The 22318-nt window shown below is 60.4% G+C and carries 27 protein-coding genes and 1 pseudogene; 17 read left to right on the top strand and 11 right to left on the bottom strand.

Annotation, left to right across the window (positions count from 1 at the left end; translation table 11 throughout):
• Nucleotides 1-4 precede the first annotated feature (4 nt).
• Complete coding sequence (locus NE851_RS22825) at nucleotides 5-388, top strand: diacylglycerol kinase (protein WP_254957935.1); 384 nt, start codon at nucleotides 5-7, stop codon at nucleotides 386-388.
• A gap of 1 nt (nucleotide 389) precedes the next feature.
• On the opposite strand, the gene NE851_RS22820 is transcribed toward NE851_RS22825, so the two are convergent.
• Nucleotides 390-1925, bottom strand: a complete 1536-nt coding sequence (locus tag NE851_RS22820) for a sensor histidine kinase (protein WP_063475041.1) — start codon at nucleotides 1923-1925, stop codon at nucleotides 390-392.
• A gap of 106 nt (nucleotides 1926-2031) precedes the next feature.
• Here NE851_RS22820 and NE851_RS22815 point away from each other — a divergent pair, with 106 nt between their 5' ends.
• From NE851_RS22815 to NE851_RS22795, 5 genes are all read left to right on the top strand, one after another.
• The gene (locus tag NE851_RS22815; RefSeq protein ID WP_097543688.1) at nucleotides 2032-2589 is read left to right on the top strand and encodes a thermonuclease family protein; all 558 of its coding nucleotides are present in this window, start codon (nucleotides 2032-2034) and stop codon (nucleotides 2587-2589) included.
• Between the two features lie 4 nt (nucleotides 2590-2593).
• Nucleotides 2594-3226: a uracil-DNA glycosylase family protein gene (locus NE851_RS22810; protein WP_047610204.1), complete on the top strand. Its 633-nt coding sequence runs from the start codon at nucleotides 2594-2596 to the stop codon at nucleotides 3224-3226.
• A gap of 69 nt (nucleotides 3227-3295) precedes the next feature.
• Entirely contained in the window at nucleotides 3296-3784 is a 489-nt protein-coding gene (locus NE851_RS22805; protein WP_004678404.1) for an Lrp/AsnC family transcriptional regulator, read from the top strand.
• A gap of 731 nt (nucleotides 3785-4515) precedes the next feature.
• Nucleotides 4516-5538 (top strand): porin, encoded by a 1023-nt coding sequence (locus NE851_RS22800; protein ID WP_047610200.1) that lies wholly within the window; start codon nucleotides 4516-4518, stop codon nucleotides 5536-5538.
• Between the two features lie 449 nt (nucleotides 5539-5987).
• Nucleotides 5988-6884 (top strand): LysR substrate-binding domain-containing protein, encoded by an 897-nt coding sequence (locus NE851_RS22795; protein ID WP_047610198.1) that lies wholly within the window; start codon nucleotides 5988-5990, stop codon nucleotides 6882-6884.
• 35 nt (nucleotides 6885-6919) lie between these two features.
• Here the strand turns inward: NE851_RS22795 and NE851_RS22790 are convergent, their stop codons facing one another.
• Nucleotides 6920-7603, bottom strand: coding sequence for a DNA alkylation repair protein (locus tag NE851_RS22790; protein ID WP_047610196.1), 684 nt, complete (start codon nucleotides 7601-7603; stop codon nucleotides 6920-6922).
• The gene (locus NE851_RS22785; RefSeq protein WP_047610195.1) at nucleotides 7600-8469 is read right to left on the bottom strand and encodes an NAD(P)-dependent oxidoreductase; all 870 of its coding nucleotides are present in this window, start codon (nucleotides 8467-8469) and stop codon (nucleotides 7600-7602) included. Before NE851_RS22785 ends, NE851_RS22790 begins: the two co-directional genes overlap by 4 nt.
• Before the next feature lie 162 nt (nucleotides 8470-8631).
• Between NE851_RS22785 and NE851_RS22780 the strand changes: the two are divergent.
• The 10 genes and pseudogenes from NE851_RS22780 (at nucleotide 8632) to NE851_RS22735 (ending at nucleotide 15688) form a co-directional block, all read left to right on the top strand.
• Nucleotides 8632-9046, top strand: a pseudogene (locus NE851_RS22780) (hypothetical protein).
• A gap of 150 nt (nucleotides 9047-9196) precedes the next feature.
• Nucleotides 9197-10162 carry an aliphatic sulfonate ABC transporter substrate-binding protein gene (locus NE851_RS22775; protein WP_063475039.1) on the top strand — a complete coding sequence of 322 codons (966 nt, stop codon included), beginning with the start codon at nucleotides 9197-9199 and terminating at the stop codon, nucleotides 10160-10162.
• Between the two features lie 362 nt (nucleotides 10163-10524).
• On the top strand, nucleotides 10525-11700 hold the full coding sequence (gene ssuD / locus NE851_RS22770; protein ID WP_047610189.1) for an FMNH2-dependent alkanesulfonate monooxygenase: 1176 nt from the start codon (nucleotides 10525-10527) through the stop codon (nucleotides 11698-11700).
• An 85-nt stretch (nucleotides 11701-11785) separates the two neighbouring features.
• Complete coding sequence (locus NE851_RS22765) at nucleotides 11786-12622, top strand: ABC transporter permease subunit (RefSeq protein WP_047610188.1); 837 nt, start codon at nucleotides 11786-11788, stop codon at nucleotides 12620-12622.
• 10 nt (nucleotides 12623-12632) lie between these two features.
• The gene (locus NE851_RS22760; protein WP_063475038.1) at nucleotides 12633-13457 is read left to right on the top strand and encodes an ATP-binding cassette domain-containing protein; all 825 of its coding nucleotides are present in this window, start codon (nucleotides 12633-12635) and stop codon (nucleotides 13455-13457) included.
• Between the two features lie 247 nt (nucleotides 13458-13704).
• Entirely contained in the window at nucleotides 13705-14028 is a 324-nt protein-coding gene (locus tag NE851_RS22755) for an ArsR/SmtB family transcription factor (protein ID WP_047610184.1), read from the top strand.
• Nucleotides 14025-14435 carry an SRPBCC family protein gene (locus NE851_RS22750; protein ID WP_047610183.1) on the top strand — a complete coding sequence of 137 codons (411 nt, stop codon included), beginning with the start codon at nucleotides 14025-14027 and terminating at the stop codon, nucleotides 14433-14435. Before NE851_RS22755 ends, NE851_RS22750 begins: the two co-directional genes overlap by 4 nt.
• A 59-nt stretch (nucleotides 14436-14494) precedes the next feature.
• Nucleotides 14495-14716, top strand: coding sequence for a hypothetical protein (locus NE851_RS22745; RefSeq protein WP_047610181.1), 222 nt, complete (start codon nucleotides 14495-14497; stop codon nucleotides 14714-14716).
• Between the two features lie 11 nt (nucleotides 14717-14727).
• Nucleotides 14728-15198, top strand: coding sequence for a DUF1801 domain-containing protein (locus tag NE851_RS22740; RefSeq protein WP_047611631.1), 471 nt, complete (start codon nucleotides 14728-14730; stop codon nucleotides 15196-15198).
• A 34-nt stretch (nucleotides 15199-15232) separates the two neighbouring features.
• On the top strand, nucleotides 15233-15688 hold the full coding sequence (locus tag NE851_RS22735; RefSeq protein WP_254957907.1) for a DUF1801 domain-containing protein: 456 nt from the start codon (nucleotides 15233-15235) through the stop codon (nucleotides 15686-15688).
• Between the two features lie 28 nt (nucleotides 15689-15716).
• Here the strand turns inward: NE851_RS22735 and NE851_RS22730 are convergent, their stop codons facing one another.
• The 4 genes from NE851_RS22730 to NE851_RS22715 all read right to left on the bottom strand — a co-directional run bounded on the left by NE851_RS22730 (nucleotide 15717) and on the right by NE851_RS22715 (nucleotide 18135).
• Nucleotides 15717-16193: an SRPBCC family protein gene (locus NE851_RS22730; RefSeq protein ID WP_097630994.1), complete on the bottom strand. Its 477-nt coding sequence runs from the start codon at nucleotides 16191-16193 to the stop codon at nucleotides 15717-15719.
• A complete protein-coding gene (locus NE851_RS22725) occupies nucleotides 16190-16531 on the bottom strand; it encodes an ArsR/SmtB family transcription factor (protein ID WP_047610177.1) in 342 nt (113 codons plus the stop codon). Before NE851_RS22725 ends, NE851_RS22730 begins: the two co-directional genes overlap by 4 nt.
• Nucleotides 16528-17214: a glutathione S-transferase family protein gene (locus NE851_RS22720; protein ID WP_254957903.1), complete on the bottom strand. Its 687-nt coding sequence runs from the start codon at nucleotides 17212-17214 to the stop codon at nucleotides 16528-16530. Before NE851_RS22720 ends, NE851_RS22725 begins: the two co-directional genes overlap by 4 nt.
• A gap of 102 nt (nucleotides 17215-17316) precedes the next feature.
• The gene (locus NE851_RS22715; protein ID WP_047610172.1) at nucleotides 17317-18135 is read right to left on the bottom strand and encodes a class I SAM-dependent DNA methyltransferase; all 819 of its coding nucleotides are present in this window, start codon (nucleotides 18133-18135) and stop codon (nucleotides 17317-17319) included.
• A 115-nt stretch (nucleotides 18136-18250) separates the two neighbouring features.
• Between NE851_RS22715 and NE851_RS22710 the strand changes: the two genes are divergently transcribed.
• The gene (locus NE851_RS22710; RefSeq protein WP_063475036.1) at nucleotides 18251-18973 is read left to right on the top strand and encodes a DUF2270 domain-containing protein; all 723 of its coding nucleotides are present in this window, start codon (nucleotides 18251-18253) and stop codon (nucleotides 18971-18973) included.
• A 60-nt stretch (nucleotides 18974-19033) separates the two neighbouring features.
• Here NE851_RS22710 and NE851_RS22705 read toward each other — a convergent pair whose 3' ends face one another.
• The 4 genes from NE851_RS22705 to NE851_RS22690 all read right to left on the bottom strand — a co-directional run bounded on the left by NE851_RS22705 (nucleotide 19034) and on the right by NE851_RS22690 (nucleotide 22041).
• The gene (locus tag NE851_RS22705) at nucleotides 19034-19300 is read right to left on the bottom strand and encodes an usg protein (protein ID WP_063475035.1); all 267 of its coding nucleotides are present in this window, start codon (nucleotides 19298-19300) and stop codon (nucleotides 19034-19036) included.
• 220 nt (nucleotides 19301-19520) lie between these two features.
• A complete protein-coding gene (locus NE851_RS22700; RefSeq protein WP_063475034.1) occupies nucleotides 19521-20351 on the bottom strand; it encodes an ABC transporter permease in 831 nt (276 codons plus the stop codon).
• Nucleotides 20348-21154 (bottom strand): ABC transporter permease, encoded by an 807-nt coding sequence (locus tag NE851_RS22695; protein WP_254957898.1) that lies wholly within the window; start codon nucleotides 21152-21154, stop codon nucleotides 20348-20350. The genes NE851_RS22700 and NE851_RS22695 overlap by 4 nt, the downstream gene beginning before the upstream one ends.
• A 113-nt stretch (nucleotides 21155-21267) precedes the next feature.
• The gene (locus tag NE851_RS22690; protein ID WP_047610166.1) at nucleotides 21268-22041 is read right to left on the bottom strand and encodes a transporter substrate-binding domain-containing protein; all 774 of its coding nucleotides are present in this window, start codon (nucleotides 22039-22041) and stop codon (nucleotides 21268-21270) included.
• Between the last annotated feature and the right edge of the window lie 277 nt (nucleotides 22042-22318).

Here is a 22318-nt window from a genome sequence, read left to right as displayed (position 1 = left end):
TGTCTTGACGAAGCCTGCGGTGACGAAAGAGACCGGATTTCGGCATTTTTTCGCCGCGGCCAACTACTCCTGGGCGGGCTTCCTGCGGGTGCTGAAAGAGGCGGCCTTCCGCCAGGAGCTTGGTTTCTTCGTCGTTTCGATCGCAGCGCTGGCGCTCGTTGGTGCAAGTGTCGGCGAGATCGTCGTCGCGGTGCTTCTGTTTCTCGCACTCTTTTCGATGGAGGCGATGAATACCGCCGTCGAAGAGGTGATCGACCGGATTTCGCCGGAGATTTCCATCGTCGGCAAACATGCCAAGGATCTCGGCTCTTTCGCGGTAAGCTGCATGATCGCCGCCTGCTGCCTCTATCTCGGCTTCGTTCTCGGCAAGCACCTATTCTTTAGCTGATTCAGGCAAAACTCTTGCGCTTGCGCGCGACGGCCTGGGCCTCCTCGACGGCTGGCAGGCTCTGAAGCACGCGTTTGGCGGGCAGGATGGCGATGACCTCGGTGCCCTCGCGCAGCTTCGATTTCAGCAGGAACTGTCCGTCATGCTTGGCAAGGATCGCCTGGACGATCGGCAGGCCGAGACCGGTACCCTGTTCGGCGCTCTTGATGGCAATCGAGCCCTGGCCGAAGGCCGACAGGACGACGGGGATCTCTTCTTCCGGAATGCCGGGGCCGTTGTCCTTGATCGAGATGTACTGACCGCCGCCGGCCGTCCAGCCGACCTTGACATGGATCTCGCCACCCTGCGGCGTGAATTTGACGGCATTGGAGAGAAGGTTGAGCACCACCTGGCGCATCGATTTTTCATCCGCCCAGATGGCCGGCAGCTGCCGCTCGAACTGGTCCGAAATGGCAATATTCTTGCCGCGGGCGCGCAGCTGGACCATGCCGATGCAATCTTCGGTGATATCGAGAAGCGAGATCGCCTCCTCGCTCAGCTCGTATTTGCCGGCTTCGATGCGCGACAAGTCGAGAATCTCGTTGATCAGATCGAGCAGATGCTGGCCGGAGCGGTGGATATCGCCGGCATATTCCTTGTAGGTCGGATTGGCGAGCGGTCCCATGACTTCGGCCGACATCACCTCTGAGAATCCGAGGATGGCGTTGAGTGGGGTCCTCAACTCGTGCGACATGGAGGCAAGGAAGCGGGACTTGGCGAGGTTCGCCTCTTCGGCGCGGCGGCGAGCCTCGTCCGACATCGATTTCGCCACCTCGAGCTCGGCGATCAGGTCGTCCTTTTCAGACTGGTAGGAGAGGATCCTGAGGTTCGACTTGAAGAGCCGGTCGCTGATATAGTTGAAGAAGACGAGAGTGGTGGTGAAGAGCCCCGTCAGGCTGATTTCGAGGAAGTCGCGCGACAGGCCGCTCTTGGCGGCGAGCGCCAGGACCGCCGGCGAGAAGGCGGCGAGCACGGCAGGCGTCAGCATGAAGTTCGACATCGCCGTGACGGAGAGCGCGATCAGCAGCGTGGCGCCCTTATAAAGAATGAAGCTCGACGGCTCGCAAGTGTCGCAGCCCTGCAGGGCGAAGACGGCCCAGCAGCAGCCGAGAAGGAACTGGCCGAGCAGCAGCATGCGGCGCCATTTGCGGGCGCTCTCGGGGGTGATTTCCTGCCGGCGCGCGCGCCGTGCGAGCAGGATATTGCCGGTGTGACAGGTGAGCGTCAGCAGCGCCCAGAAGAGCAATTGGGTGTTCTGGGTGAAATAGACGCCAAGCGCGGTGATGATGACAACAAACAGCGGCATGATCGTCGCGCCCTGCAGCATCGACGTCACATACATCTTGAGCACGTCACGGTCGAAGGAGGAATTGGACGCATGACCGGACTGAAGACGTTCGCGCGTTTGCCGCACGGCCTTGGAAACGGCCTTGTTGCGGTGGCTGCGCGACCTGTCGACGATGATCTTGTCGGTCGATGTGCTTACGCCGGTACTCATGTGCACGTTGAAACTTCATCCCAGGGTGGATAAGAGCTTAACCGGCAATTCTTAAGAAGATGTTTGCCATCTTTGCCAAGGATTTGTTTTTTAAGGAGGCAAAAGCGTGACACGGGGTCTGCGCCTGATTCGCGACGGCGTGACCGCTTTTGCCCTGCTGGTGCTCGTGGCGCTGATCGCCGCCAAGCTCAACGACGCAGCAAAGATCGAGCATATGGGTGCTTTCCACGCGGCCGACGGTGACAGTCTGACATTGGGAGCCGAACGTTTGCGCCTCGAAGGCATCGATGCGCCGGAACTCAATCAGAGCTGCCAGCGGGCAGGGAAGGCTTGGGCCTGCGGCCGGTCGGCGCGCGAGGCGCTGCAGGACATGATGCTGGCATCCGGAACGCTGTGCCAGGGCAGCCGGCGCGACCGCTACGACAGGCTGCTCGTCGTCTGCCGGAGCGAAGCGGACGGTGACATCAATGCCGCCATGGTGCGGCGGGGCATGGCCATCTCCTATGGCGGTTATGCTAAAGAAGAGGCCGAGGCGAAGGCTCGGAAGGCGGGCCTCTGGGCCGGGACCTTCGAGCGGCCGCGCGATGTGCGCGACCATGCGCGCCACAGTTCCGGTTTCGACGGCGTCCTGCGCTTCATCGGGCAGATTTCCGGATGGGAGTGAAGCCATGAACGATGAAGCCACGCTGGAGACGTTGCGGCGGGAGATCGCGTCCTGCCGAATCTGTCGTGACACGCCGGCGAAGGGGCCCGAATACCGGCTGCCGCACGAGCCGCGGCCGGTGGCGGTGATTTCGTCGAGCGCGCGCATCCTGATCGCCGGACAGGCGCCGGGACTTCGGGTGCATGAGAGCGGCCTGCCGTTCGACGATGCTTCCGGCGACCGGCTGCGGTCATGGCTCGGCGTTGACAGGGCAAGCTTCTACGACTGCGACCGATTCGCCATCGTTGGTATGGGCTTCTGTTTTCCTGGCTACGACGATAAGGGTGCCGATCTGCCGCCGCGGCGCGAATGCGCGCCGTTCTGGCGGCAAAGAGTGATCTCGGCCATGCCGCAGATCGAACTGGTGCTGGTCATCGGCCAATATGCGCAGGCCTGGCATATGACCGGTGAAAAGCGGGGCAATATGACCGAGACGGTGCGGGCGTGGCGTGACGGTCTTCTGTCCGGCCGATCGCCGACGGTGCTGCCGCTGCCGCATCCGAGCTGGCGTAACAGCGGGTGGCTGAAGCGCAATCCCTGGTTCGAGAAAGAATTGCTCCCGGTCTTGCAGGATCGGACGAAAAAGCTGCTTTCCTGAAACAAAATTCTTTTCGTCGCGCGGAATCGAGTTATACAAAGAAAATAATTCGAAAGGACTGTTGTGCGCATGGACCGCCTCGACCGAAAAATACTGCGTCTTCTGCAAGAAGATTCGACTCTTGCCGTTGCCGATCTCGCCAAGAAAGTGGGGCTCTCGACGACGCCATGCTGGCGGCGCATCCAGAAGATGGAAGAAGACGGCGTCATCAAGCGCCGAGTCGCCATCCTCGATCCGGAGAAGGTCAACACCAAGGTCACCGTCTTCGTGTCGATTCGCACTGCCACCCATTCGATCGAATGGTTGCGGCGCTTTTCCGAGGTGGTCGCCGAATTCCCCGAAGTGGTCGAATTCTACCGGATGAGCGGCGATGTCGACTATCTCCTGCGAGTCGTCGTGCCCGATATCGCCGCCTATGACGCCTTTTATAAGCGGATGATCGCCAAGATCGAGATTCGCGACGTCTCATCGGCCTTCGCGATGGAGCAGATCAAGTATTCGACGCAACTGCCGCTCGACTACATGATTCTCGAGAATGCCAAGTCCAACGAGGATTGAGTCTCCCGGCGCGATCGCCGATCGCGTGGGAAAGCGATAAGTTGCAACAAAGCGAGTCGTGCGGTCCGAGACCGCACGCGACATGCTCGATCGCACGCCGATTGCGGCCTGCTTGAGGCAGGCCCCGCCACATTTAAGTATACTCGCTCGGTAAGAGCTAAGAGTAAGACAATGTGGCTTCGGACTGCACAAAACCCCCAAAAATAGCAAAAAACGCCCAAATCGTGCTGGAATCCGCAAAATATATATAGCCTGGTAAGGATTGCGGAGTTATTATCCATCTCATCAGTGGGCGTTATGTCATTATTTCGTCGCATTGGTATCGAATTCAGAACACCATGTTCTAAGCCGCTGCCTTGTATGTGTTCATTAGCCGGCGGTAGAGTTTATGCGCTTCACCAGTGTGTTCGACGGGGGTCGAACGGTGGAGAATTTGACAAATGGGGCGTAGCGTTTGCGGCTTGCGATGGAGGATTTCCGTCGCGGAGCCGTTTGGTGTGTTTTCTTCCTAGATAATTGAAATTGTTGTATAAAAATCACGTCCTCAGGGAAAGTTGCTCAACGGAACCCATCTGGCGTGTATCGAGAATTGCTTGATCAAGCCTTGTATGTGATGACGGTTTGGCGGTTCGATCGATCCGCACGCCGAGATGGCTGTTCAAACTGGGCCGGCTTCAAATCGACTACCCGATTGGAAGCCAGCCCCGATCGACAAAGGAATGGATTGGTAAATGAACATCAGAATGGTTTTGCTTGCATCAGCAGCAGCATTTGCTGCATCGACGCCGGTTCTTGCAGCTGACGCTATTGTTGCTGCTGAGCCGGAACCGGTTGAATATGTTCGCGTCTGCGACGCTTACGGCACCGGCTACTTCTACATCCCGGGCACCGAAACCTGCCTCAAGATCGAAGGCTACATCCGTTTCCAGGTCAACGTTGGCGAAGATGTCGGCGGCGATTCGGACTGGGATGCCGTCACCCGCGGTCAGGTTCAGTTCACGGCCAAGAGCGACACCGAGTATGGTCCGCTGACCGGCGTCATCGTCATGCAGTTCAATGCTGACAACGCCACCGATCAGGAAGCTATTCTCGACTCCGCTTACCTCGACGTCGCGGGCTTCCGCGCCGGTCTCTTCTACAGCTGGTGGGACGATGGTCTCTCCGGCGAAACCGACGACATCGGTTCGGTTGTAACGCTCCACAACTCCATCCGCTATCAGTATGAAAGCGGCACCTTCTACGCCGGCATCAGCGTCGACGAACTGGAAGATGGCGTTTACAAGGTTGGTGAAGAAGCCAACAACGTTGGCGTTGCTGTTGGTCTCGGCGGCACTGCCGGTGCGTTTAGCTACCAGATCACTGCCGGCTACGACGTCGACAATGAAGACGGTGCTGTCCGTGCAATGGGTACGGTTGACATCGGTCCCGGCACGCTCGGCCTCGCCGGCGTATACTCCACCGGCCCGAACTCCTACTACTCGACGGCTGAATGGGCTGTTGCTGCCGAATACGCAATCAAGGCAACCGACAAGCTCAAGATCACCCCGGCCGTTCAGTACTACGGCAACTACTTTGGCGGTTCCAAGGTTGTTCCGGATGACTTCGACGGTCTCGGCGATGCATGGAAGGTCGGTCTGACGGTTGATTACCAGATCGTCGACAACTTCTACGCCAAGGCTTCGGTTCAGTACCTCGATCCGGATGATGGCGACGACTCCACGACGGGCTACTTCCGTCTGCAGCGTTCGTTCTAATCCACTTGGTGGATGCTCCCGGTCTTCGGACCGGGAGCACTTAAATCAGTTTCTGATCCGAGTGACCTCCGATCAGCTACGGGGACGTGTCCGGTCTTCCCTGCCGGACCGTCCTTGCATTGTTTTTGGCGTGCAGTCTTCAACGCCGTCGATCACGATGGCCTTTCAGGTGAGCCGAACCGGCGCGTTGCGTATCGCAGGTCGGCATCCTGCCAGCCTTGTTTCCCGAGGCCCCCGTTTTTCCAATTTTTGAAATGAGCTGGTTCAGCCGATAGAAATACCGCACAGACGGCTGTCGATTGCTGTCCTGCTCGGCGTTGGTTGGCTTTGCCGCAACATGTCGTGAAAAGAAAGTCCAATGCCGACAATGTGATCACAGCTTTTTTGGAGAGAGGGTACAACCTTTGCAGGGGCTGGCCTTCATTCCTACTCTCGGATAGCTTGTGCTTATGGATGATCTCAACGATTATTATTATTTCGCCGCTGTCGTCTCCAGCGGCGGTTTTGCTTCTGCAAGTCGCGATCTCAAGATACCGCGTTCGAAACTGAGCAGGCGGGTCAGCCGGCTTGAGGACGGTCTTGGCGCAAGGCTTATAGAACGCTCGACCCGTCACTTCCGGGTGACAGAGATCGGCCAAGCTTTCTACGAAAGATGCCAGACCATCCTGCAGGAGGCCGATCGCGCCAAATCGCTCGTCAGCGAGGCTCAGTCCGACCCGCAAGGTGTGGTGCGGATGGCCTGTCCGCTCGGTCTCGTCGACATTTCGGTCGGGGGGATCCTGCCCGAATTCCTGGAACGTTATCCGAAGATCAAGCTGCAGATCATCGGCTCCGACCGGCGCGCCGACCTCATCAACGAACGGATCGACCTTGAGGTGAGGGCGACCAACGAGCCGGAGACGCAGACGAGCCTGACGATGCGCAAGCTCGACCGTATCAGGCGTATCCTGGTGGCAAGTCCCGCGCTCGTCGAGCGTACCGGTAGCTTGAATGGTGTGGATGATCTCGCCGATCTGCCGACGTTGGCGATGACGTCATGGGTGTCGTTCCATACCTGGGAATTGATCGGTCCAAATGACGTCAAACGAGTGATTCGGCATCAGCCGCGGCTCACCTGCCGCAGCATGACAGCCATCCTCGACGCGGCCCGTGCCGGCCTCGGCTTCGGGCTTTTGCTCGAGAGTGCCTGCGAGGCCGATCTCCGGGCGGGCAAACTGGTGCGGGTGCTGCCGGAATGGCAGTCGGAGGAGAGCCAGTTCTACATCGTCTTCACGACCGCCAAGGGCATGCCGCCGGCAGTCCGCGTGCTGATCGATTTCCTGGTCGAGAAATCCAGGCAGCATTGACGAAGAGGCGCGGCACCTTGGAGCCGGCCTCTGCCTTATTTCAGCCGCGCCAGCAGCTTTTCGCCGGCCAATTCCCTGACGGCATCCTTGCCGATCCAGCGGGCGGTCTTATCAGAGCTCTCCGCCAGGGTCGTTGCGAGCGCCAACGCCGGCGCATGGCAGGCGAGATTACGCTTGCCGATGCTGCGCAGCGCCCAATTCACCGCCTTGCGCACGAAGTTTCGTGGATCGCCGGAATGGACCTCGATCAGCGGCAACCAGGCAAGGATGGCCGCATCGGGCTCCTTCTTTCGATGGACGGCGGCACCTGATATCATGGCGAAGGCGGTGCGTCGGACGAATTCGCGCTCGTCGTCTGCGAAGTCCCGGACGAGGTCATCCAGCCGAGCCTCGACGAAGAGATCGGCGGCGCAATCGACGATTTCCCATGAGTCGAAATCATTGGCCCAATTTCGAGCCTCTTCCATCGTCAAGCGTTTCGGCTCGGCGGTGTAGAGGGCGAGCAGGCGGGCTTCGCGGATATCGCTTCGCCAGAGCTGCATCGCCCTGACGTGATCCTTCTTCGCCAGTCTGGCGACCGCCCTGATATCGGGATTGGAGATACCAAGGGCGCGGCCGGTGACGATACCAAAGCGCGCCATGGCGGCGACATTCTCCTCCGAGCGCAGCGTTTCGAGATGCGCGATCAATCCGGCCGCATCGGAGGAGGGGCCGATCATTTCTCGAGGCGGGCGAGCAGCGAGGATGTGTCCCAGCGATTGCCGCCCATCGCCTGAACGTCGCCATAAAACTGGTCGACGACGGCGGTGACAGGCAGCTTGGCGCCGTTGCGGCGAGCTTCGGTGAGCACGATGCCGAGATCCTTGCGCATCCAGTCGACCGCAAAGCCGAAATCATATTTGCCGGCGTTCATGGTCTTGTGGCGGTTTTCCATCTGCCAGGAGCCGGCTGCGCCCTTGGAGATCACCTCGACGACCTTTTCGATATCGAGGCCGGCGCGCTTGCCGAAATGCAGCGCTTCGGCAAGCCCCTGGACGAGGCCGGCGATGCAGATCTGGTTGACCATCTTGGTCAGCTGGCCCGAGCCTGCCGGCCCCATCAGACCGACCATGCGGGCATAGGCGTCGATCACAGGCCTGGCGCGTTCGAAGACGGCTTCGTCGCCGCCGCACATGACGGTCAGGACGCCGTTTTCAGCGCCGGCCTGGCCGCCGGAGACGGGAGCATCGATGAAATCGACGCCTCGTTCCTTTGCCGCCGCATAAAGTTCGCGGGCGACCTCGGCGCTGGCGGTGGTGTTGTCGATCAGCACCGAGCCTGGCTTCATACCGTGCAAGGCGCCGTTCTCGCCCGATGTCACCGATCGGAGATCTTCGTCATTGCCGACGCAAACGAAGACGAAATCGGCCCCAGTGGCAGCTTCTGCCGGGGTAGGGGCGGATTTTCCGGAGAATTTCTCGGCCCAGGCGGCGGCTTTTTCGGCAGTGCGATTGTAGACGGTAACATCGTGGCCGCCCTTCGTCTTCAGATGGCCTGCCATGGGAAACCCCATGACGCCGAGACCGATGAACGCGACTTTAGCCATATGTCCTATCCTTTTCCTCAAGTGCAGGCTTGAGGATTAACCGAAACGGTGGGAGCAGAAAAGCCCGTGAAGAAGGACTTGTTTCCGATTGGTGCATAGGAGGCTGGCCACCGTTCGGCCGAGCCCTAGATTGGGAAGAAGGCATTATGTTCCGAGGGTGACATGAGCGAAATTCCGACGATCAAGCCGCGGCGCAAAGGCCGCAGCGGAACGCAGGCGATGCTCATTCCATCGCAGCAGATGGTCGTAGAGCAGATTCGATCAGCGCCGGAAGGTGTGCTTACCGACATCGGCGTCCTCCGCCGCCGTCTCGCTGTCCAATACGGGGCGGATGCCTGTTGCCCGGTGACCGTGCAGCGGCATTTGCGTGCGATCGCCGAACTGTCCTTCGGTGCGCTGGAAAAGGACGAACCGGTTTCGACGCTCACGCCTATTGGCGCATGGTCGATCCCGCAAGCCTGCTTGCCAAGCGCCTTGCCGGCGGCCCAACCTTCATCCGTGAGCGTCTGGCCGCCGAAGGCTGGGACGGGGTGGAATAGCAGCCGGCAAAGCGGACGCGCGAAAAAAATCCGCTTAACCGCGATATCCGGGCCGCAAAATTTCAGCAATGGCCGAATCTTGCAAATAAAATTGTCGATATAAATTATAGATTTCATCATCATGACACTCATCGCTGAAAGGTCGACCAGCCGAAAACAGGCTCGGCGCCATCAAAAAGGGGAAAGTCATGATTTCACGTCGACAAACTCTCGGGCTTTTCGCAGCAGCCGCGGCCACGGCAATTCTGCCAGCTGTCAGGCCGGCACGCGCTGCCGCCAGCGAGTTCCGTATCGGCTGGCAGAAGAACGGCGTGTTGGCGCTCGCCAAGCGTCGCAGCGCACTTGAGAAGCGGCTTGCCGATCGCGGCATTACCGTCGGCTGGTCGGAATTCACCTCCGGCCCGCCGCTGCTCGAAGCACTGGGCGCCGGCGCCCTCGATTTCGGCGCGACCGGCGATGTGCCGCCGCTCTTTGCCCAAGCGGCCGGCGGGCAGCTCTATTATGTCGGTCTCTACAAGGGTAGCCCGGCAGCCTCGGCCATCGTCGTGCGCAAGGATTCGCCGATCAAGACGCTTGAGGACCTCAAGGGTAAGAAGGTCGCCTTCAAGCGCGGCTCTAGCGCCCATAACGTAACCGTCAAGGTTTTGCGTAAGGCGGGCCTGAAGCCCGAAGATGTCGAGCAGCTCGACCTTTCGCCGCCGGATGCCGCCGCCGCCTTCAAGAATGGTAGCATCGATGCCTGGTCGATCTGGGATCCTTATCTGGCGATTGCCGAAGCCGATCCGGAGACGCGTATCCTGACGACCGCCGAAGGCATCGTCGACTCCTACAGTTTCTTCCTCGCCAACCGTGATTTCACCGACGCCAACGGGCAGGTGATCGTCGACGTGATCGACGAGCTTGCCAAGGTCGGCAAGTCGGCACAAAGCAATCTCGACGCGACGGTGAAGGAGCTTTCCGAGATCACCGGCGTGCCGGTTGAGGTGACGCGCGTGACATTGACGCGCAAGGGCGCCGACCTCGGCAGCGTCTCGACCATCACCGATGCCGCTGCCGCCTATCAGCAGTCGCTCGCCGATGAGTTCTACGGGCTCGGCATCCTGCCGAAGAAGCTTACGACCGGTGATATCGTCTGGCGTCCCAAGGCGAGCTGATTTTTCGCCGGGGGCCAAGTTTTTCGCGCGGCGACATGGAGTGGGCCTCCATGTCGCCGATCCGGAAAAATATTCTCCAAAACGGATTACAATAGCAAATTGATATTGTCGATCTAATTGGTGGTCTATGCCACTATTCTGGCGATCGGTGGGTGGGTGCCGGGAAGGTAGCCAGCCGATCGACAGGAATATTCAGATGCTCACGCACAGCCAGTCACCCGGCCTTCTCACGACCTGCGCCGCCACCGCGATCCTCCCAAGCATCCGTGCGGCGGCGCTGCGTAGGCAGACGGTTTGCGCTTGCCCGGGGGCCATCTCGACCGCGTGTTGATTTTCGAATTCGCAGCAAAGGACCGTCTTCCATGACCACCACCTCAAATCCCATCAATTTCCTCTGGTTCATCCCGACCTCAGGCGACGGCACCTATCTCGGCTCCTCCGAGCTCAACCGCGCGCCCGAGATCGGTTATCTCACGCAGATCGCCCAGGCCGTCGACCGGCTCGGCTATTCCGGCGTGCTGCTGCCGACTGGGGTTGCCTGCGAAGAATCCTTCGTGACGGCGGCAGCTCTTGCCGCCAAGACCGAGAAGCTGCAGTTCCTGGTGGCGATCCGCCCCGGCACGGCGTCTCCTGCCTACTATGCGCGTCTTGCGACGACGCTCGACCGCATCTCCAACGGCCGGCTGCTGCTCAACATCGTCGTCGGCGGCAGCCCGGCGGAGCTTGCCGGCGACGGCATCCATCTCGAGCATGACGAGCGCTATGCCCATGCCGAGGAGTTCTTCACCGTCTTCGAGGAATTGCTGGAAAAGGGAACGGCAAGCTTCGACGGCAAATACATCAAGGCGACCAATGCGCGCCTCGGCTTTCCTTCGGTGCAGAACCCGCGCCCGCCGCTTTATTTCGGCGGCTCGTCGGACGCCGGCATCGATTTCTCCGTCGGCCGTGTCGACAAATACCTGACCTGGGGCGAGCCGCCGGCACAGGTAGCCGAAAAGGTCGCCAAGGTGCGCAAGGCCGCCGGCGAGCGCGGTCGCGAGGTGAGCTTCGGCATCCGCCTGCACTTCATCGTGCGCGAAACCGATGAGGAGGCATGGGAGGCGGCCGAACGGCTGATCCGCCATCTCGACGACGATACGATTCGCGAGGCGCAGGAGCGCTTCGTCCACGAGTCCGACTCGGTCGGCCAGAAACGCATGGCCGCCCTTCATGGCGGGCGCCGCGATAAACTCGAAGTCTCGCCGAACCTCTGGGCCGGCGTCGGCCTGGTGCGCGCTGGTGCAGGCACCGCGCTTGTGGGGTCACCGAAGACGGTGGCCGCGCGCCTTCGCGAATATCAGGAGATCGGAATCGATACGGTGATCGGTTCCGGCTATCCGCATCTCGAAGAGGCCTATCGCGTCGCCGAGCTGCTTTTCCCCGAACTCGGCATCACCCGCGAGCAGCAGCGCCTGGGCTTCAACAATGAGTTCGGGCGCAAGCAGGTTTTCGCCGGCGGTAGCCATGGCGGCAATCTGAAAGTCGTCTCCGGTTCCTGAGTTCGACGAAGACGCAGAGCGCGACACCGTCGCAAGCCGTCTACGGCTTGCGACGTCCTGTTCCCGAAAAGCGTGAGGACATTGCATGTCGACTTTCGATACTCCGTTTGTACGGTCTGTCGCTTCCGAAAAGGCCGCGAAGGCGGGTTTACGCCTGCCGTTGCCCGGCCTGGAGAAGCTGACGCCTTACCTAGTGCCGGTGGTGATCGTGGCCTTCTGGCAGCTTGCCTCCTCTGTCGGCTGGATCTCGTCGCGCATCATGCCGTCGCCGGCCGATGTCGGCCTCGCCTTCTGGTCGACGACGGTTTCCGGCCAGTTGCCGAACGACGTGCTGGTGAGCGCCGGCCGCGCCTTTGCCGGCCTTCTCGTCGGCGGCTCGATCGGTTTCCTGCTCGGCATTGCCAATGGCGTGTCGCGCATTTCCGAACAGCTGACCGATACAACACTGCAGATGCTGCGCACCATTCCGCACCTGGCGATGATCCCGCTCGTCATCCTGTGGTTCGGGATCGGCGAGGAATCGAAGCTCTTTTTGACCTCGCTCGGCGTGCTTTTCCCGGTTTATCTCAACACCTATCATGGAGTGCGCAATGTCGATCGCGACCTGATCGAGATGGGCAAGGTCTATGGCATGGGCAATTGGACGCTGTTCCGCAAGGTGATCTTTCCAGGCGCGCTGCCGTCGATCTTCGTCGGCTTGAGATATGCGCTGGGCATCATGTGGCTGACGCTGATCGTATCGGAATCGATCGCTGCATCGTCCGGCATCGGTCACATGGCCAACAATGCTCGCGAATTCATGATGACTGACGTCGTCGTGCTCGCCCTTGTCATCTATGCCGTGCTCGGCAAGCTTGCCGATGTCATCGCCCGGGCGCTGGAGAAGCGGACGCTCGCCTGGAACCCGGTCTATCAGAAATAGGAGAGACGCCATGACATCGATTGCGCATGAGCGTTTTCACGCTGCCGGCGACGAGCCGGCCTATGAATCTGCGGCGAAACGCATCGCCCCCGCGGGGGCGGCGGCGATCAGCCTGACGGGGCTTGAAAAGAGTTTTGGGACCAACCGCGTGTTGCGCGGCATCAACCTGCATATTCCGGCCGGCCAGTTCGTTGCCGTGATCGGCAAGAGCGGCTGCGGCAAGAGCACGCTGCTGCGCATCCTGATGGGCCTTGACGAGCCGAGCGCCGGCGAATTGCATTTCGAGGATGCCGAGGGCGCACAGGCGAGCCCGAATGCGCGCATCGTTTTCCAGGAGCCGCGGTTGCTGCCCTGGCTCAGCGTCGCCGACAATGTCGTGGTCGGGCTCGGTGACGGCATCGACCGACGGGCGGCGCTGAAGGCGACTGAGGCCGTGCTTGCCGAAGTCCAGCTTGGCGAGAAGACCGGCGAATGGCCGGCGCGGCTCTCCGGCGGTCAGCGGCAGCGTGTGGCGCTGGCACGGGCGCTGGTGAGCCGGCCGGGTGTGCTGGCGCTGGATGAGCCGCTCGGCGCGCTCGATGCGCTGACGCGGATCAGCATGCAGGAACTCATCAATCGCGTGTGGCGCGAACTCGGTTTCACCACTGTGCTCGTCACCCACGATGTCAGCGAAGCGGTGCATCTCGCCGATCGGGTCATCGTGCTCGACGAGGGGCGGATCGCGCTCGATCTTCCCATTCCCTATCCGCATCCGCGCCGGCATGGTAACCCCGACCTTGCCGAGCTCGAAGGCCGGCTGCTCGCCGCGATCCTCGGCACCGGCGGCGGTCATTGATCCCAGCGCTGTTCGCGAAGTTGCATGATCTCGGCATAAGCGAGGCGTGTCGACGCGAGCAGGCATGAGCGATGGCGAAATTGATAGGCGCATGGGTATGAGAAATCACTGTTCTCTGCCGAGGCATGCTGCTGCATGCGCGTAACTCACCAATAATGGCTCCCTCAAGTCGTCTTGCGCCAACTTGACTCACTCATACCTCTATGGCTATACGTATGACTCATAGCTATTGAGGTATGGATCGTAGATGTCGAACGCTCAGGACATGCTCTTCAGAACGCTCGCCGACCCGACCCGGAGGGCGCTTTTCGAGCGGCTGTGCCGTGAAGGAGAAAAGACGGTCGGAGCTCTGACGGCGCGGGCAGGGGTCTCGCAACCAGTCGTTTCAAAACATCTCGGAATCCTGAAGCAGGCCGGATTGGTGCGCGACCGCCACGAAGGTCGCCAGACGCATTATAGTGCCCAGCTCGGTGCGCTGGCGCCACTGGTCGACTGGACAAGTGAGATGGCGGGCTTCTGGCAAAGCCGTTTCGACGCGCTCGAAGATTTGCTGAAGAGGATGGATCAATGACCTATATATCGACCGAAACACGTTCCGTCGTGATCGAACGGGAGATGCCTTTTCCCACGGACAAGATCTGGCGCGCGCTCACCCAGCCGCACCTGATCCAGGAGTGGCTGATGAAGAGTGACTTCAAACCGGTCGTCGACCACCGTTTCAACTTCAATGCCGATTGGGGCTCGGTCGACTGCCGGGTTCTGGAGGTCGAGCCGAACAAGACGCTCGCTTATAGCTGGGGCGCCTATGGCCTCGAAACCGTCGTCACCTGGACGCTCACGCCGACAGGCACGGGCACGCATCTGCGCATGGAACAGTCTGGTTTCCGGCCGGATCAGCGGCAGGCCTATGGAGGCGCCAGGAGCGGCTGGCCGCAGTTCTTCGAAAAGCTGGAGCAGGTTCTCGCGCGGACAGAGTGAGAGGCGCCCGCCCGGCAAGCAGCCCATCGTCAAGGCTCATTTCGAGGAGGAGGTCCCAATTGAACTGGAACAACTGGTTTCGGCAGATCCACCGATGGCTGTCCATTGCCTTTACGGTGGCGGTCATCGCCAATATCATCGCCATGGTGCGGGAGAAATCGTCCGTCTGGGTGGGCCTCTTGGCGCTGTTGCCGCTCACCTTACTCCTGCTTACCGGTCTCTACTTGTTCGTCCTGCCATATGCCACCCGATGGCGCGGCGCGGGACGCAACGGCGGATAGGAGTGAAGGCGATGGCCGGCAAGACGTCCAAGACCGAAGCGAAGGTCACCAAGAAGGCAGCGGCCAAGCCGGCCACCGGGGAGCCGACGCTTCTCTCCGGCGGCAACCCTCAAATCGCCAAGGGTTACGGCGACGCTCCGGTGCAAGCCTATATCGCCGCCATGCCGGGCTGGAAAAGCGACGTCGGGCACCGCCTGGATGTGTTGATCACGCGCACGGTGCCCGGCGTATACAAGGCCGTCAAATGGAATTCGCCCCTTTACGGCATTGAAGGGCAGGGCTGGTTCCTCGGCGTTCATTGCTTCACGAAATACGTCAAGGTGGCTTTCTTCCGCGGCACGTCGCTGCATCCTCTGCCGCCCGGCCAATCCAAGCAGAAGGAAGTGCGCTACCTCGACATCCGCGAGAGCGACCAAATTGACGAAGCCCGGCTCGCCGCCTGGGTGGAGCAGGCCAGCCAATTGCCCGGCGAACGGATGTGAGCGGATGCCAGGCCGGCATCCAGCAACGACAACCATGAAGAAAGCGACAGCAGTCATGAAGAAGAGCGATTCCGGGGAAGGAAACGAGGGAGCCTCTCCCTCTCAGCTGATCGATGCGAGGATCGAGGAACTGCACGATTGGCGGGGCGAGATGCTTGCCCGCGTCCGCATGCTCATCCGGCAGGCCGAGCCCGCGGTGGTCGAGGAATGGAAGTGGAGAGGCGTTCCGGTGTGGGAGCGCGCCGGCATCATCTGCACCGGCGAGACCTATAAGAGCGTGGTGAAGCTGACCTTCGCCAAAGGCGCCTCGCTGGCGGATCCCTCAGGCCTCTTCAATTCCAGCCTTGACGGCAACGTCAGGCGCGCCATCGATTTTAATGAGGGCGACGAGATCGACGAGGAGGCGTTGAAGGCGCTCATTCGGAGTGCCGTCACACTCAACACTTCAACTCGCCCCGCCGGCTCGCGGAAGAAATCAAGCAACGCTTGACCCCTGGCAAGATCGCTGACATGCGATTTCAATGAATCGGGCTTTCCTCGCGCTCGAGGAAGAGTTCCAGATTGTCGAGGCCGATTTCGGTGCCCTGGAGGCGGGCACCGTTGTCGGCGTAGCCGTCAAGGAAGACCACCTGCTCAGTGAAGACCATTCTGGTTCCGCCGGGTTCGGCGTCGAAGACGACGGTGGTCAACGACGCGGAGATGCGGGTTTCCCCGAGCTTCATTTCATAGGCATAGATGATGCGGGTATCGGGTACGATATCGATGTAATGGGCGTCATAGGCGTGCAGAAGGCCGTCGGTATCGGCGACGTGGTTTCTTTCCGTGCCGCCGGGGTGGAAATCGAGCCGGTAGTCGAGCGGCACCCAGTCACCATGGCAGGCAAACCATTGGCGCTTGGCCTCCGGCGCCGACCAGGCGCGGAAGACGCGGGCAACCGGCGCTTTCAAATGGCGCTCGATGACGAGGGTGGCATGTTCGGCGGATCGTGTCGTCATTCGGGAAGGCCCTTTGTTTCATCGGCGAGAAATTGATCCAGCCTGTCGAAGGCGGTGGTCCAGCGGACCTTTCGCTGTTCCACCCAGCGTTCGACGGTGGCAAGCGCATCCTGCTGCAGGCGATAGGTTCGCACCCGGCCGGATTTTTCGGAGAGCACGAGGCCGCTCTCCTCCAGCACCTGCAGATGTTTCATCACCGTCGGCAAGGCAACCGCGAGCGGTGCGGCCAGTTCGGTAACGGAGGCCGGGCCGCGGCCGAGGCGATCGATCATGCCGCGGCGGCTGCGATCGGAAAGCGCATGGAACATACGGTCGAGATCCGCCTGGCTTTCGATCATCCCGCCGTATCCTGGAAGCGGACCGGCAGCCTGTCTTTGTAGGGGTAGAACTTGAAGTAGGGGCGGGCCTCTTCCAGAACCCTTGCAAAGGACGGGCGCGCTAGCAGTCGATCATAATAGGCGCGAAGGTTCGGCTGTTGCTGAGTGAAGGGGATCAGCGTCTCGGCATAGAAGAGAGCAGGCGCTGCGGCGCAATCAGCCATGGTGAGGGCGTCGCCTGATATCCATTGCTTGTCGGCGAGCTGCTTTTCGATCATCGCATAGGCGGTGGCGAGCGTCGCCTTGGCGGCGGCCACCTCGATTTCGTCAGCCGCTCCCTCGGGCCGCCGGCGATTGCTGACGAGCGTCTGCATCGGCGCCTGAACATAATGGTCGAAGAAGCGGTCCCAGAGGCGGACCTGGAGCGCCCGGTCGATCTCCGGCGGCAGCAGGCGAACGGGGCCGGGATAATATTGCTCGAGATATTCGATGATGATCGATGTCTCGGGAATGGTGCTGTCGCGCGCCTCGTCCCGGAGCAGCGGCATCTTGCCGATCGGCCAGAAACGGAAAAGATCGGCGCGTGAGGGCTCATCGGAAAGATCGACGATGCGATTTTCGAAGGGGGTGGCGTTTTCATAAAGCGCGATCAGCACTTTGTGGCAGAAGGAGGCGAGCGGATGCCCATAGAGCACGAGCGACATGCGGCAACCTTTCCTATCGTTGCGGTAAACTTTACCGATCGACTAACTATCAGATTGCGACGTCTCAGGCAATAGATACTTCGCCAATCGTGCAAGTATCCGTCAGCCGATATAGCGAGCGATGACCAGATGGCCGGGTGTCGGTTGGCCGTCTTCCATACGCACGTTGATATCCGATATCTCGACGAGTTCGAAACCGGTGGCAGTCAGGCGTTCTCTTACATAGGCGTCGGCATGGGCGAAGCGCTGGTGCGGCCCGACCATGTAGGCGCGGCCGGCGAGGATTTCCTCGGGCAGGGTCTCCGAGGAGAAGATGAACAGGCCGCCCGGCGTCAGGTTCTCGGCGGCGCCGAAGAACAGCGGTTCGAGTGCGCCGAGATAGGGCAGCACGTCGGTGGCGGTGATGATGTCGAAGGCTTCCTCATCGTTGTCGTCGAGGAAATCCTCGACCTCGGCGACGAAGAGCGTCTCGTAAAGATCCTTCTCATGGGCGATCTCGACCATCTTCTCCGATAGATCGATGCCGGTCATGTCAGCGCAGAGATCGCGCAGTGCGCCGCCGGTGAGACCTGTGCCGCAGCCGAGATCGAGCAGTCGCTTGAACGGTCCGAGTTTCAGCGTCTGCAGTCGCTGGCGCACCAGCATCGGCACATGATAACCGAGCTGCTCGACGAGCACGTCCTCGAAAACCTCGGCATGCTGGTCGAACAAGGTCTCGACATAGGCGTCGGGCGCCCTGACCGGCGTCTCGCCGCGGCCCATCGCGGCGATGCGCACGGCCGCACCGCCGTGATCGTCGGGATCGATTGCCAAGACTTCCTCATAGGCTGCAACGGCCGCGTCGACATCGCCGGCCTTTTCCAGCGCCAGCGCCCGGTTATAGGCCTCGCCAAGGGCTTCTTCGTCGATCTTCTTTGCCATAGCAGTCCATCGTCCTTTTGTTTCAAGCATGCGTCTAAGGCTGCTTTCGATGTTTTGCAATGGCGCGCTTGCGGGCGCAGAATGGCTGAAAAGAAGACGAAGGGAGGAACGAGCCATGAAAATGAAGGAAGACAGGACGTCATTGGTACGGGAAGGAGAGGGCGCACGGCCTTTGCTGCCAAGTACACCAGGCGAGGTTACGAACACGCTCATTCATTATTACCGCGGTGAACTCGGACGGATGACAAGTTGGCGCGACCGCATCGACCGAACCTCCAACTGGGCGATCACCGTGGTCGCAGCACTGCTTTCGGTGTCGCTGTCGACGCCGACTTCGCATCATGGAGTGCTGCTGTTCGGGATGATGCTGGTGACGCTGCTGCTGATGATCGAGGCGCGGCGTTACCGCTTCTTCGATATCTACCGTGCCCGCATTCGCCAGATCGAGCGCTGCTATTTCGCCGAGATTCTGGCGCCGGAGGCCGGGGCCGGCGGCGAATGGGCGATGGTGGTCGCCCGTAGCCTGCGCAAACCGCGCTTCCTGCTCAGCTATCAGGAGGCGATGCACCGCCGGCTCAAACGCAATTACGGCTGGATGTATTTCATCCTGTTGCTCGCCTGGTGCCTGAAGATCTCGACGCCGAAACTGCAGACGGAGGGCATGCCGGCGCTGCAGGCGCAGTCATGGGCCTATGTCATCGACAATGCCGTGCTCGGGCCGGTTCCCGGCCTTGCGGTCATTGCCATTGTCGTCGCCTTCTATCTCGGCATGCTCGCTTTCGCGCTTCGCCCGGATCGCGACGAAGGCGAATTCGGCCATGGCGAGGCGCATGTCTGACGCGGTCATAACATGCCGCCCGAACCGCTCACACTTTTCGGCATCCTGCTGCAGAGCCGATCAGTGCAGGATGAACTCGCCCTTCAGCGCCCGCCACTCGGTTGCCGAGATCAGCTTGCGGTGGATGTAGCGCACCGAATGCAGCGGCCCGTCGAGCTTCTCTTCCCAGAATTTCAGGAAGCCGCGCATTTCGGGAAAATCGGGGGCGAGGTCGTAGTCCTGCCAGACATAGGTCTGCAGGATCGCCGGGTGGTCCGGCAGGTGGTAGAGGATCTGGGCGGTCGTCAGACCGTAGCCCTGCAATTGTCTTTCCATGTCCTTGTGCATCGCATTCCACTTCTTCTTGTTCCCACTCGCGCGCTTATTAGCGCTACGTGATATGGAAACATGCGAGTGGTTAATGAAATCTTTACAGATACTTCATAAAAGGACAATTTATTTTTTATATCAATGACTTGGCAGCATCATACCGAGAGTGCTGCCAAATCGGCTTTGTCTCATGCACGCGCTTATCCCAAAACTGCGACATGCGTTTCGGCGTCACGCATCAGCGCTTGAGATGCCGGGTCAGGCGGCGTTCGATCCAGGCCCAGAGATGGCGTAAGGCCTCGACGATGACGAGATAGAAGATCGCCGCCCAGAGATAGGTCTGGTAGTCGAAGGTGCGGGAGAAGGCGTAGCGGGTTTCGCCCATCAGGTCGAGGACGGTAATGATGGCGACGACCGCCGAGCCCTTGATCAGAAGGATGATCTCGTTGCCATAAGGGCGAAGCGCGACGATGAGAGCCTGTGGCAGGATGATTTTCCGGAAAGCGATGAACTTGTGGATTCCGAGTGCGGCGGCCGCCTCGTGCTGGCCATGCGATACGCTTTCGATCGCGCCGCGCAGAATTTCGGCCTGATAGGCCGCGGTATTGATGGTCATGGCAAAGAGGCCGCAGTACCAGGCATCGCGGAAGAACCACCAGATGCCGACGGCCTCAAGCTGCGGCCGGAATATGCCGAGGCCGTAATAGACCAGGAACAGTTGGGCAAGCAGCGGCGTGCCGCGGAAGAAATAGATGTAGCTGTAGGCCAGCGCATTCAGTACCCGGTTCTTCGACATGCGCGCCACGGCAAGCGGCAGCGACAGGATGGCGCCGCAGATGACGGAAATGAAAACGAGGCTCAGCGTTATCCAGAGACCATGGAGGTAGCGCGGACCGTAACGGGTGAATTTTTCCGGATCCCAGCCATTGACGACGGAAAAGACAAGAAGCGCCGCCAGCAGAGCCCAGACGGCGACGAAGATATAGCCGGCCATGCGCGCCGGCGTCATCGGTTTCATCACCTCGCGGGGCGCGGGCTGCGGTGGAATCAGCGTTTCGGCATAGCTCATCGACTGATCTCCGAACGCTTGGCCCAACGCTCGACATAGACGAGCAGGAAGGAGGAGAGGATGGCGAGCACCAGATAGAGGCAACAGGCCAGGCCATAGAAGAAGAAGGGTTCCTTGGTCACGCGCACGGCGACACTCGTCTGGCGGAGGACATCGGCAAGGCTGATGATCGAGACGTAGGAGGTGTCTTTCAGCAGCACCATCCAGAGGTTCGTCAGGCCCGGCAGCGCGATGCGCACGAGTTGCGGCAGGATGACCAGGCGCAGCGTGCGGCCGCGATGCAGGCCGAGCGAATCTCCCGCCTCATATTGTCCCTTGGGAATGGCGCGGAAGGCCGAGAGCAGCACCTCCGAACAGTAGGCGGAGAAGACGACCGAAAGCGCGATGACACCGGCGAGGAAGGCATTGATCTCGACGGGCGGCCCGTCATAGCCGACGACGGTCAGCAGAGACTGGATGAGCATCTGCATGCCGTAATAGATGATGAAGAGCGTCAGAAGCTCCGGCAGGCCACGGAAGATCGTCGTGTAGATGCCGGCCGCCAGCCGCAGCGACTTTTCCTCCGACTGCTGGCCGAGCGCCACCAGGAAGCCGATGACGAGGCCGATCGGCAGGGTGACGATCGCCACCGAAATCGTGACCTGCAGGCCAAGCGCGATCTCATCGCCCCAGCCGGTATCTCCACAGGCAAGAATCGTCGACTGACCCAACCAGGTAAAGATGCCAACGGGTCCGCATAGCGGATCGAAAATGTGCACAATCCAGCTCCAGAAGGAGCCGAGCGCGGAAAATAATCCGCCCATGCGTAAATTCCCCTCACGGCTTTTGCCGTTTTGATCTTGCCATCTTTGTCAAACAAAAATGGCGGAAGAGCAAGCCTTCCGCCATTACCTTCCTCGGCCAGATACCGAATTTCTTATTCGCCGTAAACGTCGAAGTCGAAGTACTTGTCCTGGATCTTCTTGTATTCACCGCTGGCGCGGATCGCGGCGATCGCCGTGTTCAGCTTTTCCTTGAGCGGATCGCCCTGACGGATGGCGATGCCTGCGCCGTTGCCGTTGATTTCCTTGTCGACCGGCAGGGTCGTCAGGATCTTGCAGCAGGCGCCGGCGTCGGACTTGACCCATTCGGAGAGAACGACGACGTCGTCGATGACGGCATCGACACGGCCGCTCGCAACGTCCAGCTTGTATTCATCAGCCGTCGGGTAGAGCTTCAGCTCGGTGTCGGCGAGATGCTTCTCGGCATAGTTGGCGTGAGTCGTCGAGGTCTGCGCGCCGATCACCTTGCCCTTCAGGCCGGCGACATCCGCTATCGTCGAATCCTTCGGCACGGCGATTGCCGGCGGGGTGTTGTAGTACTTGTTGGAGAAGTCGACGAGCTTCAGACGCTCCGGTGTGATCGACATGGAGGAAACGATCATGTCGAACTTCTTGGCGTTGAGCGCCGGGATGATGCCATCCCAGTCGGTGCTGACGAAGGTACATTCCGCCTTCATCTCGGCGCAGAGCGCCTTGGCAATGTCGATGTCAAAACCCTGGATCGTGCCGCTGGCATCGACGAATTCGAAGGGCGGATAGGTCGAATCGGTGCCGATCACATACTTCTCGCCATCGGCCATGGCCGAGCCGGCAAAAAGGGACATCGCCGCGATCGAGGCTGCCGCGAAAATACGGGTGGAGATATGCATGAGGATCCTCTCTGTTGGTAGCCGTCGCTCCTTTTTCTCTTGGGCTGACGGCCGCAGTTCAACGGTGCTGAGACCGCCTTGCGGCGATAATCAGACTTTTTTTCATGGAATTGCAACACAAATCCCACCGCAATTGGGCGGTGCAAATAGCGGGCGAGATGAACGTCGGCAGACTGCAACATTCACGCGAGGTTAATCCCGACCTCCCTAGAACCGGAACAAATCGGCGGCTGGGCGATTGCCATTCCGCCGTTTCGCCTCAATGCGAAGCTAGGGC

Source organism: Rhizobium anhuiense bv. trifolii, assembly GCF_024346605.1.
GTDB lineage: Bacteria > Pseudomonadota > Alphaproteobacteria > Rhizobiales > Rhizobiaceae > Rhizobium > Rhizobium anhuiense.
Note: the sequence above shows the minus strand (reverse complement) of the source record. Positions and strands in the feature narration are given on the sequence as shown.